The organism is Nocardiopsis baichengensis YIM 90130 (assembly GCF_000341205.1).
GTDB lineage: Bacteria > Actinomycetota > Actinomycetes > Streptosporangiales > Streptosporangiaceae > Nocardiopsis_A > Nocardiopsis_A halophila.
Genome location: NZ_ANAS01000051.1, coordinates 1 through 14,663, shown reverse-complemented (window position 1 = coordinate 14,663; position 14,663 = coordinate 1). Strand labels below are relative to the sequence as shown.

At 74.9% G+C, this 14,663-nt stretch carries 8 protein-coding genes; 6 read left to right on the top strand and 2 right to left on the bottom strand.

The genetic code is table 11. The features are described from left to right. Nucleotides 1-305: 305 nt before the first annotated feature. From C892_RS0128145 to C892_RS0128125, 5 genes are all read left to right on the top strand, one after another. Nucleotides 306-2,300 carry a flavin monoamine oxidase family protein gene (locus C892_RS0128145; RefSeq protein ID WP_239647573.1) on the top strand — a complete coding sequence of 665 codons (1,995 nt, stop codon included), beginning with the start codon at nucleotides 306-308 and terminating at the stop codon, nucleotides 2,298-2,300. Nucleotides 2,301-2,428: 128 nt separating this feature from the next. Next, the gene (locus C892_RS0128140) at nucleotides 2,429-4,009 is read left to right on the top strand and encodes a DUF2397 domain-containing protein (RefSeq protein WP_017559941.1); all 1,581 of its coding nucleotides are present in this window, start codon (nucleotides 2,429-2,431) and stop codon (nucleotides 4,007-4,009) included. After that, on the top strand, nucleotides 4,006-5,373 hold the full coding sequence (locus tag C892_RS0128135) for a TIGR02678 family protein (protein ID WP_017559940.1): 1,368 nt from the start codon (nucleotides 4,006-4,008) through the stop codon (nucleotides 5,371-5,373). The genes C892_RS0128140 and C892_RS0128135 overlap by 4 nt, the downstream gene beginning before the upstream one ends. 297 nt (nucleotides 5,374-5,670) lie before the next feature. After that, nucleotides 5,671-9,921 carry a TIGR02680 family protein gene (locus C892_RS0128130; RefSeq protein WP_017559939.1) on the top strand — a complete coding sequence of 1,417 codons (4,251 nt, stop codon included), beginning with the start codon at nucleotides 5,671-5,673 and terminating at the stop codon, nucleotides 9,919-9,921. Between the two features lie 256 nt (nucleotides 9,922-10,177). Next, nucleotides 10,178-10,792: a superoxide dismutase gene (locus C892_RS0128125; RefSeq protein WP_017541099.1), complete on the top strand. Its 615-nt coding sequence runs from the start codon at nucleotides 10,178-10,180 to the stop codon at nucleotides 10,790-10,792. A 111-nt stretch (nucleotides 10,793-10,903) separates the two neighbouring features. Here C892_RS0128125 and C892_RS0128120 read toward each other — a convergent pair whose 3' ends face one another. Next, complete coding sequence (locus C892_RS0128120) at nucleotides 10,904-11,593, bottom strand: HAD family hydrolase (protein WP_017541098.1); 690 nt, start codon at nucleotides 11,591-11,593, stop codon at nucleotides 10,904-10,906. Nucleotides 11,594-11,691: 98 nt separating this feature from the next. On the opposite strand from C892_RS0128120, the gene C892_RS0128115 reads away from it, so the two are divergent. Continuing rightward, entirely contained in the window at nucleotides 11,692-13,707 is a 2,016-nt protein-coding gene (locus tag C892_RS0128115) for a Xaa-Pro dipeptidyl-peptidase (RefSeq protein ID WP_017559938.1), read from the top strand. 113 nt (nucleotides 13,708-13,820) lie between these two features. Here the strand turns inward: C892_RS0128115 and C892_RS0128110 are convergent, their stop codons facing one another. After that, nucleotides 13,821-14,411 carry a DUF4126 domain-containing protein gene (locus C892_RS0128110; protein ID WP_017559937.1) on the bottom strand — a complete coding sequence of 197 codons (591 nt, stop codon included), beginning with the start codon at nucleotides 14,409-14,411 and terminating at the stop codon, nucleotides 13,821-13,823. Between the last annotated feature and the right edge of the window lie 252 nt (nucleotides 14,412-14,663).

Here is a 14,663-nt window from a genome sequence, read left to right as displayed (position 1 = left end):
CGGGCCGTCGTCGCCGCTGTCCCTGGGCCACAGGAGGCCCGGCGGTCACCCCGCCGTCACGCGACCCCGCCCCTCCCCGCCCCCTCCACCCCGACGTGAATCATCCCATGACCACCTCACGGGATAGAAAAAGTAAAAATCGGACTTTTTACCTCTAACCAGGCGTAACCTGGCGAGGTTCCGCGCAACGTCAAGCCCTGGAGCGGACTCGGCAAAGACCCGGGATCGCCACGGAACGTCGCCCACGGCCCGCGGGGGCGCCGTGGTGGGCTGGGCCCTCCAGGGACGCCAGGAGAAGGAGTCCGATGTCCGACCAGCCACGACGCTCCGGCCCCAGCGACGAGGAACTGGGGATGGACCGGAAGATCAGCCGCCGCGACTTCTTCGACGGTGCCAGTGCGGCGGCCGCCGCCGGCATCGCCGCCGCGGCGCTGTCCGGTTGCGCCCCCGGCGAGCGTTCCTGGTCGGCCAGCCCCCGCACCCCCGTGCCCGCCGCCGACGGCGCCGACTACCCGCCCGGCATGGAGGGTCTGCGCGGCAACACCCAGCAGGCCCTGAGCATCCCGCACAGCATCCGCGACGGGCGCCTGGGCAGCGTCGTGAACACCTCCTCGGTCGAGGACACCGGCGAGCACTACGACCTGGTCGTCGTCGGCGCGGGCATCAGCGGCCTGGCCGCCGCGCACTTCTACCGCAAGAAGAACCCCGGGGCCTCGGTCCTCATCCTGGACAACCACGACGAGTTCGGCGGGCACGCCCGCCGCAACGAGTTCCACCCCGAAGGCCGCGAGCAGGTGCTGATCGGCTACGGCGGCACCCAGGCCATCGACACCCCCTCGATCTACAGCGACACCGCCATGGGTCTGCTCAAGGACCTGGGCATCGAGGTCGACAAGTTCCAGGAGTTCTTCGACCAGAAGTTCTACGACCGGTGGAACCTGGCCCAGGAGGGCGACACCGTCTTCTTCCGCGCCGAGGAGTTCGGCCGCGACCACCTGGCGGTGCGCGGCAAGGACATGCCGGTGCGCGAGTGGCTCAAGGACGCCCCGGTCAGCGCCGAGGCTCTGGACCAGATCGTGATGCTCTACGACGAGCCGGAGGACTGGCTGCCCGGCCTGTCCGACGAGGAGAAGAAGCGCCGCCTGGCCGGCCTGACCTACACCGAGTACCTGCGCGACGTCGCCGGCGTCAACGACGAGGTGCTCGCCTACGTCGAGACGCTCACCAGCGACGAGTGGGCGGTCCCCGCCTCCACCTGGGGCGCCCTGGACGCCTGGGGCGAGGGCTACCCCGGCTTCGACGGGCTCGGCCTGGACGACTCCGAGGCCTCGCCGCTCAACTCCTACTCCATGCGGCGCTTCTGGGACTTCGAGGACCCCTACATCCACCACTTCCCCGACGGCAACGCCAGCATCGCCCGCCTGCTCGTCCACTCGCTCATCCCCGGCAGCGTGCCCGGCAAGGACGAGCTGGACATGGAGAGCGTCGTCCTCGCCGAGTTCGACTACTCCCGCCTCGACCTGGAGGACAACGAGGTGCGCCTGCGCCTGCAGGCGCCCTGCACCGACATCCGCCACGACGGCCACCACTCCACCGCCGAGCGGGTCTTCGTCACCTACCACCGGGACGGCGCCCTGCACCGGGTCACCGCCGACCACGTCGTGATGGCCGCCTGGCACGTGATGGGCAAGTACCTGATGAAGGAGCTGCCCAGCTCCCAGCGCACCGCCATGCAGGACGCCTCCAAGCAGCCGCTCCTGTACGCCAACGTCGTGGTGCGCAACTGGCAGCCCTGGGTGGAGCTGGGCATGCGGCACATCCGCCTCACCGGAGGCGACTGGGCCGTCGCGCAGCTGGACTACCCGGTCTCCATGGGCGGCTACGAGCACTCGAAGGACCCCGAGGAGCCGATCATCATCCAGATGATCGGGGCGCCCAGCACGGGCGTGCAGTCGCTCAAGCAGGGCGCCATCACCGCCCGGCACCAGGTGCTCAAGCGCGACTTCGCCAGCTTCGAGCGGAGCATCCGCCAGACCCTGAACCGGGCGCTGGGCGACGGCGGCTTCGACGCCAAGCGCGACATCGAGGCCATCACCGTCAACCGGTGGGGCCACGGCTACGCCCGCGAGTACACCAGCCGCTGGGACGCCTTCTGGCCGAACGGCCCCACGCCCGCCGAGGCCGCGCGCAAGCGGCTCGGCCGGATCGCGGTCGCCAACTCCGACGCGGCGCCCAACGCCTACACCGACACCGCCATCGACGAGGCCCACCGCGCCGTGGAAGAGCTCGGCAAGGCCTGAGGAACGGGGGCCCCGGGGGCGGCGGCACTGTCCCCGGGGCCCCGCCCCTCCCGCCGCCGGCGTGTGCGCGAAAGCCCACCGTGTCCCGGTCGGGGCCGCGGCCGCAAGGCGCTAAGTTGGGGCGGGTCATGCCTTACTCGCCACCCGAACCCGCCGAACCGGACCGGCTCCGCCTGTACGCCTACCTGTCGGCGCCCGAGCGCCGCACCTACCTGGCGATCATGCGCCTGTTCACCGGCACCCTCCTGGCCGACCTGGGCGCCGGCGACGTGGGCGCCGCCCTGGCCGCGGCCGAGCGCCGCGGCGAGGTCGACGAGGGCGAGTCCCGGCTGGAGACCGTGGTGGACCGGCTGGAGCAGCTGGCCCGCTGGGGCAACCTGGTGCCCGGCCGCCGCGAGCCCGCCGCCACCATCGCCGAGTTCACCCGCAGCCGGGTGCGCTACCAGGTCTCCAAGCTCGCCATGCGGGTGCAGCGCGACGTGGACGACCTGCTCACCGTCGCCGAGGGCGCCCGTGAGGTCTCCCGCGAGCTGCTCCCGGCCATCGAGAGCGGGCTGGCCGAGACCTCCCGCCTGCTGGACGAGGCGCTGGAGGCCGCGCCCGGGGGGCGGCCGGCCCCGCGCGCGCTGCGCGAGCGGCTCTCCCGACAGGTGACCACGCTGTTCCTGCAGCACGGCGAGTTCGCCGCGGCGGTGCGCGACTTCTACGCCTACCTCGGCTCGGTGATCGCGCGCTACGACCTCTCCCCCGAGGAGATGGCCGGCTTCAAGCACATGCTGCTGGAGTACGTCGACCTGATCGCCCGGGACGTGCTGCGCCACGCCGAGCCGGTCGCCGACCGGCTGGCCGCCCTCGACGGCCGCCGGGACGCGCTGCTGCGGGTGCTCGGCGGCGGCGCCGACCTGGTGGCCAACACCTCCGTGATGGGCCAGACCGAGCTGATGGAGCGCGCCCCGGGCCGCACAGCGGCCGACTGGGACGGCCTGGCCGGGTGGTTCGTGGGCCGCCCGGGCCGCCCCTCGGAGGCCGACGAGCTGCGCGAGGCCACCAGCAGGGCGATCAGCGCGCTGCTGGGCAACGTCAAGCGCGCCACCGGCGCGGGCGGGGTCGACCCGGGGCGCCGCCGCGACCTGCTGCGCCTGGCCGCCTGGTTCGACGGGGCCGCCCCCGCCGACGCCCACGACATGTACGCCGCCGCCTTCGGGCTGTCCTCGGCCCGCCACCTGGCGCTGGCCCCGGAGGAGGACGCCCCCTCCCCCGACCTGTCGTGGTCGGACGGCCAGGGGGTGCCGGTCGAGGTGAACGTGCGCAGCCGCGGCGAGCGCGCTCCCGGCGGGCAGATCCCCCGCCTGGGCGACGACCCGCTGGGCCGCGCCGCCCTGCTGGAGGAGGAGGCCCGGCGCAAGGAGCGGCGCGCGGCCGCGGTGGGCGAGCTCGCCTCCGCCTCGGGCGACCTGGCCGGTGCGCGGCTGTCGGCCGACGCCCTGGAGCTGTTCTGCGAGCTGCTCACCCTGGCCGGCGCCTCCCGCGACGCGCCCGCCGAACAGGGCACCGCCGCCGACCCGGTGTCGGGGCTGACCCTGGTGCTGCGGCCCGGCGGCGGCGCGGCCCGGATCGGTTCGGTCTTCGGCACCCTGGAACTGCACGGCACCGATGTGGACCTGGCGGTGGCGGAGACGGCCGCGGCCGGGGGCGGGGCGGACCGGTGAGCCCGGCCGCACGCACCCCCCGGCCCCCGCGGACCGCACGGTCCGCCGCCCGGCCCGAGCGCTCGGCACTGGAGGGCCTGGACGCCATCGAGGCGGCCCAGGTGCGCCGGTGCGCCCGCGTGCTGCTGCGCCGCCCGCTGCTGCGCGCCGACGGCCCGGAGGGCGACGCCCTGCCCGCGGTGCGCCGCTACTCCGACCGGCTGCAGGCGCTCTTCGCCCACTACCTGGGCTACCGGCTGGCGGTGGAGCCGACCTTCGCCCGCCTGTACAAGACCGGCCGCACCCCTGACGGGGTGCGCGGCGCGCACAAGGCCAACGGGGCCGCGTTCACCCCGCGGGCCTACGCCTACCTGTGCCTGGTGCTGGCCGAGCTGACCGGGGCGGGCGGCCAGGTGCTGCTGTCGGGGCTGGTCGACCAGGTGCGGGCGGCCGGCGCCGAGGCCGGGCTGGACCTGGGCGGGGGCATCGTGGACCGGCGGGCGCTGGTGGCGGCGCTGCGCCACCTGATCGATCTGGGGGTGCTGTCCGAGACCGACGGCAGCGTGGGCCCGTGGGCGGAGGACGCCGGGCGCGAGGCGCTGCTGACGGTGGACGTGGAGCTGCTGGGGCACCTGGTGGCGGCCCCGCTCGGGCGGCTGGAGGGGCCGGAGCAGCTGGCCGCCGGGGGCGCGCCCGGGCCGGGCGACGACGTCCGGTACTCGGTTCGGCGCCGCCTGGTGGAGGACCCGGTGGTGCTCAACGGGGACCTGACCCCCGAGCAGCGGGACTGGATGCGCACCCGGCTGCGCCAGGAGTCGGAGCTGCTGGAGGAGCTACTGGGCCTGCAGCTGGAGGTGCGCGCCGAGGGCGTCCTGGCGGTGGACCCGGAGGGGTACCTGAGCGACCTGCTCTACCCCGGCCACGGGACGCTGTCGCGCATCGCGCTGCTCACGGCGGACGCGGTGCTGTGCGGCGGCGACGGCGCCGACCGGGACGGCTCCGACGGGGACGGCGGCTGTGAGGACGGCGAAGCGCCGCCCGGCGGCCGGACCGCGGTCTCCTACCGCCGCCTGGAGGAGGTGGCCGCCGACATCGTGGCCCGCTACCCCAAGGCGTGGTCGAAGGAGGCCGTTCGGGACACCGCGCGGCTGGCCAGGTCGGTGGCCCAGACGCTGGTCCAGGCGGGGCTGGCGCGTATCGGCACCGGTCCCGACGGCGCCGAGCGGGTCGAGCTGAGCCCGGCCGCCGCGCGCTACCGCCCCCGCCCCGACGGCCCCGAGGGCGACGGCGACGAGGACGACCAGGACGGTGAGGGGCGCCCCGCCCCGGCCGACCCCGGCGAGGGCCAGGAGTCCCTGTTCGCCGTGTCCGGGCCCGAGCCGTGAGGGGCGCCGTGAGGCACGACGACCGCTCCCCGGCACCGCGGCCCCGCCCCCGCCGTCCGGAGGCTCCGGGCCGCCACGGCGTGGGCGGCCCCGGCAGCGGAGGCGGTCACCGGCCCCTCGCCTGCGGCACGCGAGCGGCCGTGTGCCGCGCGGTCCGTCTCCGGACCGCGGCCGCCCCCGACGACCGAGCCGCCCCGACGGGCCGGGGCGCGGTGGCGCACCGCGCCCCGTGACGCCTCCCCCGACCCCCCTGTTCCCCCGCCCCCGATCGCACGCCCTTCGGAAGCGACGACCGACGTGAGGACCGACAACGTGGAGAGCACCTCCGACCCCCGCAGCCGCTGGCGCCTGCACCGCGGCGGCGTCGTCAACATCTGGCAGTACCGGGACGAGGAGTTCGACCTGTCCGGCGGCCGGGTCATCTTCAAGGGGACCAACGGCTCGGGCAAGTCGCGCACGCTGGAGCTGCTGCTGCCGCTGTGCCTCGACGGCGACCTGCGCAACATGGGCTGCAAGGGCTTCGACACGGTCAGCATGAGCCGCCTCATGCTCGACGACTACTCCGAGGGCACGGTGCGGCTCGGCTACGCGTGGGTGGAGCTGCGCCGGGTGCTCGACGACGGGGCCGAGGACTTCTGCACGGCCGGCATCGGCGTCAAGGCCTCCGCCTCCAGCAGGCAGATCACCGACTCCTACCGGTTCCTCACCCCGCTGCGGGTGAACAAGGACTTCGCGCTGCTGGAGCAGGACCGCCCGATCACCGCCGCGCGGCTGCGCGAGCACATCGGCGAGGACGCGGTGGTCCCCTCCCAGGAGGCGTTCCAGCAGCGGGTGGCCGAGACCGTCTACGGCATCAGCGGGGGCGGCCGCTACACCGACCTGCTGCACCTGCAGCGGACGCTGCGCAACCCCGACATCGGCCTGAAGGTCCTGCAGGGACAGCTGGAGCAGCTGCTCTCCGACGCGCTGCCGCCGGTGGACCCGGACGTGATCGCGCGCACGGCCACCGGGCTGGACAACCTGGAGGGCGTGCGGCGCAACGTGGCGCGGCTGCGGCGCGCCGATTCCGCACTGCAGGAGTTCCTGGAGGGCTACCGGGGCTATGCGCGCGGGGTCCTCGCCGACCGCGAGGCGCGCCTGTCCAAGGCGGAGAAGGCGGCCGACCGCACGCGCTCGGCGCTGGAGCGGCGCCGCAAGGAGCGCGCGGACGCCGAGGCCGAGCACCGCCGCGCGACCGACGAGCGCGACGCCCTCAACGCCCGCATGGACACCGTGCAGACCGACCTTGAGGCACTGAAGTCGTCGGCCGCCTACGGCGCCCTGGGCGACCTGGAGGACAAGGAGGCCACGGTCGCCTCCCAGAAGCGCCACACCGAGGCCGCGCTACGCACCGCCGAGGACCTGCGCGCCGCCGAAGAGCACTCCCTGGAGGCTGTGGAGCGCGCCGCGGCGCTGCCTGCGCGGGTCGGGCGGGAGGCGTCTTCGGCGGCCGCCGAGGCCCGCGGGGCCCTGCGCGAGCTGGGGCTGGGACAAGTGATCGGGGCGCTGCCGGACCTGGAGCCGGCTGTGCGGCGCGGCGAGGAGGCGGCGCGGGTGCTGCGCTCGGCCGACCCGGCCGCGCGCCCTGAGGAGACGGTGCGGCCGACCGCCCCTGAGATCGGCACCGCTGCACTGGCCGAGGCGGCCGAGGCGGCGGCGGGGTCTCTGGAGGGGGCGGCCGGGGCCGCCGCCGACCGGGGCCGGCTGCTGGCCGGACTGCGCGCCGAGGCCGAGCGGCTGGCGGAGGCCGAGGCGGGACTGGAGCGGCTGGGCGAGCGCGCCGAGGCCGCCGCCGAGGAGTCGGCCGCGGCCGACCGGCGGGCCCGCGAGGGCGAGGAGCGCCTGGCCGCGTCGGCCGAGCAGTGGAGCACGGCAGTGCGGAGCTGGCGGGAGGAGGCCCTGCCGTCCGGCGACCGGCCCGGCGCCGACGAGCTGCCCCCGGCGCCCGACGGCGAGGAGGTGCTGCTCGACCCGGGCGCCTTCCGGGACGCGCACCGGGACGTGCGCGCCGCCCTGCAGCCGCGGGTGCGGGCGGTGCAGCGGTCGGTGCTCGCCGCCGAGCAGCGGCTGTCCGAGGCCGGGGCCGAGCGGACCCGGCTGGAGGGCGAGCTGGCCCGCCTGCGCGAGGCCGGCGAGGTCGGGCCGCCGGTGCCCGCCTACACCACCGCCGAGCGCGACCCGGCCCAGGGCGCCCCCTTCTCCCGGCTCGTGGACTTCGCCCCGCACCTGGAGGAGGACGAGCGCGCCGGGCTGGAGGCCGCGCTGCGCGCGTCCGGCCTGCTGGGGGCCTGGGTGCGGGCCGACGGCGGGGTCGGGGCCGGGGGCGACGAGACCTGGGCGGTGCCGTCGGGCCCGGCCGTGGGGCCGACCCTGGCCGATGTGCTGGTCCCGAGCACCGGCGGCGGGTCCGGCGACGGGGACGAGGTGGACCGGGACGGGGACGGCGGGTCCGGCGACGGGCCGGGCGCGGTGCCCGATGAGGTGGTGCCCGAGGAGACGGTTCGCGCCCTGCTGCGGTCGGTCCCCCTGCTGACCGGCGGCACCGGCGGCACCGGCGACGCGGACGGCATCGGCGGGCCGGCGGTCGCCGCCGACGGGACCTGGCGGGCCGGGGTGCTGGCCGGGCGGCACGGCAAGGAGCGGGCCGAGCACATCGGCGCCGGGGCGCGCGAGGCCGCACGGCGGCGCAGCACCGAGCAGGCCGAGGCCGCGCTGGCCGACCTGGCCGGGCGCGAGGAGGGCCTGCGCGCCTCCCTGGAGTCCGCCCAGCGCCTGGAGCAGGAGTGGAACGCCTGCCTGGAGGCCTTCCCCGACATCTCGCCCGTGCTGGCCGACCTGGCCGAGACCCGGCAGCGCCGCTCGGCCGCGGCCCGAGCCGCCTCCGAGGCCGAGACGGCCGAGGCCGAGCACGCCCGGGCGCGGGCCCGGCTGGAGGCCGAGCGCGCCGAGCACCGCCGCACCTGCGGCGACGCCGGGCTGCCCGAGGGCGCCGAGGCGCTGCGCGAGCTCGCCGACCGGGCACAGGCCACCGCGGCGCTGCTGGAGCGCGCGGCCGGGCGGCTGCGCGGGGACTACACCGACGCCCTGGGGGCGGTCGCGGCCGCCCTGGAGGACCACGCCCGCACCGCCGCCTCGCGCGCCCAGGCCGAGGAGGAGGCCGCCCGCACCCACCGGGCCTACGCCGAGGCGCACGGGGTGCTGGAGACGCTGCGCTCCTCGCTGGGGCGCGACGCCGAGGAGGTCAGCGCCCAGGTGCGGGCGCTCACCGAGGAGCGCACGCGGCTGCGCGACGAGGCCCCCAAGGCCCAGGCGGAGGTGGAGTCCCGGCTGCAGGCGCTCACCCAGGCCGAGGGGCGCACCGAGCAGGCCGAGGGCTCCCTGGAGGAGGCGCAGGCCGCGCAGGCCGACGCCGAGGACGCGCTCACCGACACCGCCGAGGTCCCGGGGGTGTGGGAGGCGGCCACCGGGCTGGTGGAGGTGCCCTTCGAGCGCGCCGAGCTGCGCACGGCGCTGCGCGGGGCGCTGGAGGAGGGCGGCCGGCCCGGGGACCCCGGAGCGCTGGAGCGCGACCTGATCGCGCGGGTGCAGGCGCTGCAGACGGCGCTGGCCGGGACCCACGACGTGCAGGCCGACCGCGACCGCGGGGTGCTGACGGTGGCCGTCAGCGACGAGGCGGGCAGCGCCCCGGCGGCCTCCACCGCCCGGCTCACCGCCGCCCGGCTGGCCGAGGCCGAGGACAACCTGACCGGCGGGGAGGAGCGGGTCTTCGAGGAGTTCCTGCTGGGCGACGTGGCCGAGGAGCTGCACCGGCAGATCCGCGCCGCCGAGTCGCTGACCCGGCGGATGAACACCGTGCTGGAGGGGGCGCACTCCAGCCAGGGGGTGCGGGTGGAGCTGGCCTGGGAGCCGGCCCCGCACCTGGACCCGGCTGAGCGGTCGGCGTTCGCGCTGGCCAAGAAGTCGGTGGCGGAGCGCTCGGAGGAGGAGAACGACCGGCTGCGGCGGGCGCTGATGGACCGGATCCGCGCCACCCGGGCCGAGGGGCGCAGCAGCGGGTACGCCGAGGTGCTGGGCGCGGCGCTGGACTACCGGGAGTGGTTCGCCTACCGGGTGCGCATCCACGACACCGGGCCCGACGGCAACCCGCGCGACCGGCGGGTGCGCCAGCTGTCGTCCGGGGAGACGCGGCTGGTGTCGTACGTGACGCTGTTCGCGGCCAGTGCCGCCTTCTACGACGCGCTCCGCAGCGAGCTGGACGGGCCGCTGCGGCTGGTGCTGCTGGACGAGGCCTTCGAGCGGCTGGACGACCCGACCATCGCCCGCCTGCTGGAGCTGCTGGTGGACCTGGACATGGACTGGGCGATCACCTGGCCCTCGGGCTACGGGGTCTCGCCCCGGATCGACCGGATGCACATCTACGACATCCTCAAGCGCAAGGGCGCCTGGGGTGTGGCCTGTGCACGGACGACGTGGAACGGCAGCGGCTTCGAGGCCTCCCCGGCGGCGTGAGGCCGGCTCGGGCCCGGGGCCGGTGGAGCCGGGCGCGTCGGCCTCCCGTGGTCGGAGGCACGCGGCGGACGGCGGGCCGCACGCGGGCCGCGGGGAAAGGCCGTCAACTCCCCCGCGGGCGGGATTATTCCTCCGCCCGCTTGTAGGAAGGGCTACAGGATCCGGGTAGGCGACCGGCTGATAGGTTCATGATCAGCGATTCGCAGATCGCTCCTGAGCCTTAAGAACAACCCCGTGTCAGAGGAAAGGTGCGCACATGTCCGCGCCATACACGCTTCCTGAGCTGCCCTACGACTACGCGGCGCTGGAGCCGTGGATCTCCGGTCAGATCATGGAGCTCCACCACGACAAGCACCACGCGGCCTACGTCGCCGGTGCCAACACGGCGCTGGAGAAGCTGTCCGAGGCGCGCGAGAAGAACGACTTCGGCACCGTCAACATGCTGGAGAAGAACCTCGCGTTCAACCTCGCCGGCCACGTGAACCACACCGTCTTCTGGCCGAACCTGTCGCCGGACGGCGGCGACAAGCCCGAGGGCGAGCTGGGTGCGGCCATCGACGACCAGTTCGGGTCCTTCGACGCCTTCCGCGCCCACTTCGGCGCCGTGGCGACGGGCATCCAGGGCTCCGGGTGGGCCATCCTGGCCTGGGACATCCTCGGCCAGAAGCTCATCATCGAGCAGCTCTACGACCACCAGGGCAACCTGGCGGCCGGCTCCTACCCGATCCTTCTCCTGGACATGTGGGAGCACGCCTTCTACCTGCAGTACAAGAACGTCAAGGCGGACTACGTCAAGGCGTTCTGGAACGTCGTCAACTGGGCGGACGTGCAGCGCCGCTTCGAGGACGCGCGCAAGGTCGTGCTGGGCTAGCACACCTGCGGTACGAGAGGGGCGGAGCGCCGACGGGCGCCCCGCCCCTCTCGCGTGTCCGGGTCCGGCCAGGGCCGGGCTCCGGGAGGTGTGCCGGGGCGGGCGCCGGGTTCAGGCGGCGCTGCGCACCTCGGTCAGCGCCCGTACCGCCTCGACGGGGGAGCCGACCACGGGGCCGCCGGTGGCCTCCAGGCGCTCGCGGCTCATCATGCCGCTGGAGACCAGCAGGGCGTGCGCCCCCGCCTCGCGCGCGGCGCGGGCGTCGTCGTCGATGTCGCCGATGAGCACCACCGTGGCCGGGTCGATGCCCTGCTCCCCGAGGTGGTGGACGAGGTGCTGGGCCTTGGAGTCGTCGGCGGCGTCGAACTTGCGCCCGTCGACGCGGGTGAAGTGCCCGGACAGGCCGCGCTCGGCGACCAGGTCCACCACGTGGCCGTGGGAGGCCATGGACAGCAGCGACTGGCTGCCCCCGGCGGCGCCCCAGCCCACCAGCACGTCGGGGACGCCCGCGGCCAGCCCGCAGCCGGGCAGGTGCGCCCTGTAGTGCCGGTCGTACTCGGTGTTCAGCCAGGCCCACTCGCCCTCGTCGAGCGGGCGCCCCAGGTGGTCCTCGTAGCAGGCGAGGAGGGGGCGGCGGAAGACCGTCCTCCAGTAGTCGAGGTCCACCGGGGCGCGGCCGAAGGGCTCGCACACCCGGTTCAGGGCGGTGAGGTTGGCATGGTTGTCGTCCAGGAGCGTGCCGTTCCAGTCCCAGACGATGTGCCGGACTCCCGAGAGATGGTCGAATCTGTTCTCAGCCACCCACGCACTCTAAACGCCGGTGAGGACTCTGGACGCCGGGGTCGCCTTCCGGTGGGATGGGCAGGGTCCCTATCCCCCGATCCCCCACGAGGAACCCTGTGCACAAGCGAGAACCCCACAGCGGACCCGCACGCACCGCGCTCCGGACCGGAGCGCTCGCGGCGGCGGCGCTCATGGGGGCGGCCGCCCTGGCCGCCCCCGCCGCCGCCGACACCCCCGAGCCGGTGGTCGAGGACGGGCGCACCCAGCCCGTGTTCGACTACGCGGACGCGGTCTACCACGAGGTCGACATCGTCACCGAGGCCGACAGCGACCGCGACGGCGAGCCGGACACCGTCCGGATGCGCATCATGCGGCCCGCGGAGACCGACGAGGGGCTCCAGGTGCCCACCATCCTGGAGCCGAGCCCCTACTGGGCGGGCACGCACGAAGCGCAGATGTACGACGTGGACCTGGACGACGACAGCGCCGGCACGGTGCCGCGGGGGCGGCCCCGGGCCGGGTCGGCGCAGGACATGGCGCAGGCCGCGGCCGAGGGCCCGGAAGGGGCCGGCGCGGCGGCCGGCCCGTCCGCGGCGGGCGGGGCGGCGACCATGCCCAACTACTACGACAACTACTTCCTTCCGCGCGGGTACGCGGTCGCCCAGCTGGACAGCCTGGGCACCGGCGGGTCGACCGGGTGCCCCACCAGCGGCGGCGACAACGAGACGCAGGGCGTGAAGGCCGCGGTGGACTGGCTCAACGGCCGCACCGCCGGCCACGACCCGCAGACCGGCGAGGAGGTCTCGGCCGAGGACTGGTCCACCGGGGACGTGGCCATGACCGGCATCTCCTACAACGGCACGCTGCCGATCGCGGCGGCGAGCACCGGGGTGGAGGGCCTGCGCACGATCGTGCCGCAGGGCGCCATCTCCTCCTGGTACGAGTACTACCGCGACAACGGCGGCGTGGTCGCGCCCGGCGGCTACCAGGGCGAGGACGCCGACGTGCTGGCGAAGCTGGTCTACACCCGCGAGGACGACCAGGTGTGCGACCCGGTCATCGACGGGGTGACCGAGGGCCAGGACCGCGAGAGCGGCGACTACAACGACTGGTGGGACGGGCGGAACTACCGCGACGACGCCGGGGACTTCGAGGCCAGCGTCTTCCTGGCGCACGGGCTCAACGACTGGAACGTCAAGACCGACCAGGCGCTGCGGCTGTGGGAGTCCCTGGAGGACCAGGGCGTCGAGCGCAAGATGTGGCTGTACCAGGCGGGCCACACCAACCCGTTCAACCTGCGCATGGACGCCTGGCTGGACCAGCTGCACCGGTGGTTCGACCACGAGCTGTACGGAGTCGACAACGGGATCATGGACGAGCCCCGGGTGGACGTGCAGAAGGCCGACACCGAGTGGGCGGCCCAGCGGGACTGGCCCGGTAAGGGCACCTTCCCGGTTCCGCTCGGGCTGCGGCCCGAGGGCGAGGACGGCGACGGCGGCCTCGGGCTCGGGCGGCACCACGGCAAGCCCGCCTGGGAGGGGTTCACCGACGAGGGGCGCACCACCGCGGCCGAGGACCTGGTGGCCGACCCGGCCACCGGCAAGGACGGGGCGCTGGTGTACCGCACCGAGGAGCTGCCCGGGGACGTGCGGATGAGCGGCATTCCGAAGGTGACGGCGCGCGCGGCCATGGACGGCTCCTCGCCGTACCTGACGGCGCTGCTGGTGGACTACGGCACCGACACCCGGCCCACCGGGCAGGTGCGCTACGACACCGACGACCGCGTCTGCTACGGCGAGGGCGTGCCGGAGGACCCCGGCTGCACCTACCCGAGCTACAACGTCACCGAGGAGTCCGACTTCAAGATCGTCTCGCGGGGGTGGATCGACGCCCGCAACCGGTGGTCGGAGGAGCACCAGCGGCCGGTGGTGACCGATAAGCCCTACCGGTACACCTGGGAGCTGCAGGCCCAGGACTACGTGTTCAAGAAGGGGCACCGGATCGGCGTGGTCCTGGTGTCGACCGACTACGACTACACGCTGCGCTACCCGGCCGACACCGAGGTGGAGGTGGACACCAAGCGGACGTCCATCACCCTGCCGGTGTCCGTGGGCCGGCAGAGCCTGGCCTAGCGGGCCGGAGGCACGAGGGGGCGGCGCCCGGAAGGGCGCCGCCCCCGTCGTCGTCCGCAGCGTGCACGGGGCGCGCACGGGGCGCCGACCCCGGTTCCGCGCGGGCCGGGCGCTCAGGCGGGGGCCTCGGCCCCGCGTTCCCGCTTCCTCCGGCGCCGTCGGCGCCAGGCCCACACGCCGACGGCGGCGGTGGCGGGGACGACGACCAGGATGAGGATCGGGAGCACGATCGCCAGGACGGAGGTGACCGCGCTGACGACGTCCTCGATGACGCTCACGACCGGGCCGCCCGTGCCGGCGGTGACGGTGTTGAGGACCGGGCGGGAGACGGCCTTGAGGACGTGGAAGGCCAGCGCGATGACCGCCCCGGTGATGATCGGCCACCAGGAGCCGTCGCCGGTGTCCATGTCGGTGGTGAAGGACGAGGCGCCCGCACCGAACGTGATGCCGCCGGAGGTGGGACGGATCAGCGTCTGCACGACGTCGTTGACGCTGTCGACGGCGGGGACCTTGTCGGCGAGCACCTCGACGGCCAGCAGGACGCCGAGGACGACGAGGGTGGCGGGGTGCTCCAGCCACGCCCACGAGGGGGCCAGGTCGAACAGCGGGGTGAACCGGGACAGCAGCCCGGCGGCGAGCAGGGGGATGTAGGCGTTGAGCCCGGCGGAGGAGGCCAGGCCTGCGCCGGTGAGGAGTTCGAGCATCCGCAGACTTTCCGAGAGTTTCCCGTCACCCGCACACCACGGGGCATGCGTTCGTAGAGAGTACGGGACCCCGCCCGCCGCCAGACCACGAGCACGGCACGGTCGTATCCGCTGGAGTGGTGGAACCTTCGGCCGCGTCCTTGTGAGCGGTGCGACCGCTGCGGCGCGATCGGCGAATTCGCCCCGGGTGCGCGCCCCCTCCTCGCCGTTGACGCTTCTATGTCAAGCGGCCAGCGAGAGGGATTGTTGCTC

What these genes read in the sequence shown, in the direction of transcription:
- C892_RS0128145 (WP_239647573.1), top strand. Translation starts at nt 306, where the DNA reads ATGTCCGACCAGCCACGACGCTCCGGCCCCAGCGACGAGGAACTGGGG.
- C892_RS0128140 (WP_017559941.1), top strand. Translation starts at nt 2,429, where the DNA reads ATGCCTTACTCGCCACCCGAACCCGCCGAACCGGACCGGCTCCGCCTG.
- C892_RS0128125 (WP_017541099.1), top strand. Translation starts at nt 10,178, where the DNA reads ATGTCCGCGCCATACACGCTTCCTGAGCTGCCCTACGACTACGCGGCG.
- C892_RS0128110 (WP_017559937.1), bottom strand. Translation starts at nt 14,411, where the DNA reads ATGCTCGAACTCCTCACCGGCGCAGGCCTGGCCTCCTCCGCCGGGCTC.